This is a genomic window from Erwinia sp. STN24 (genome assembly GCF_041320675.1).
Lineage (GTDB): Bacteria > Pseudomonadota > Gammaproteobacteria > Enterobacterales > Enterobacteriaceae > Erwinia > Erwinia aeris.
Window position 1 is genome coordinate 1 of the sequence record NZ_JBGGPM010000030.1, and the last position, 255, is coordinate 255.

Here is a 255-nt window from a genome sequence, read left to right on the forward strand (position 1 = left end):
TCTTTCGGGACGCTTGTGGGTTGTGAGGTTAAGTGACTAAGCGTACACGGTGGATGCCCTGGCAGTCAGAGGCGATGAAGGGCGTGCTAATCTGCGATAAGCGTCGGTAAGGTGATATGAACCGCAATAACCGACGATACCCGAATGGGGAAACCCGGTGCACATGTGCATCATTGCAGCATGAATACATAGTGCTGCAAGGCGAACCTGGGGAACTGAAACATCTAAGTACCCAGAGGAAAAGAAATCAACCGA

1 rRNA gene is annotated in these 255 nt (G+C 51.0%); it reads left to right on the forward strand.

The annotated features are described in order from the left end of the window. Nucleotides 1-26: 26 nt before the first annotated feature. Nucleotides 27-255 (forward strand): 23S ribosomal RNA (locus tag ACA373_RS22205); the annotation flags it as partial.